This is a genomic window from Acinetobacter lwoffii (assembly GCF_024129855.1).
In the GTDB taxonomy this organism is placed as follows: domain Bacteria; phylum Pseudomonadota; class Gammaproteobacteria; order Pseudomonadales; family Moraxellaceae; genus Acinetobacter; species Acinetobacter lwoffii_L.
Genome location: NZ_JAMXXC010000094.1, coordinates 1 through 264, shown reverse-complemented (window position 1 = coordinate 264; position 264 = coordinate 1). Strand labels below are relative to the sequence as shown.

General features: G+C 42.4%; 1 rRNA gene. It reads right to left on the bottom strand.

What is annotated here, in order from left to right:
• A 5S ribosomal RNA gene (gene rrf / locus NI465_RS16655) occupies positions 1 to 83 on the bottom strand; the annotation flags it as partial.
• Positions 84 to 264: the final 181 nt, after the last annotated feature.

Sequence of the window (264 nt, the reverse complement as noted above, 5' to 3'; positions counted from 1 at the left end):
CCCACACTACCATCAGCGCTAAGAGGTTTCACTTCTGAGTTCGGGAAGGGATCAGGTGGTTCACTCTTGCTATGGTCGCCAGCACAACTGGTATGATTACTTACTGAGGTCTTATGGTTGCCTTAGCTTTCTTCAAATCTTGCACTCTGTTCAAAGCAGTGCTTTGAACATCGTTCATTAACAGAATATCTGAGTTGCAGTAGTTTGTTCGTTTAGCGTAACTAAATCAAGTCACTTTGCTTAATATCGAATCAATCGAGCTTC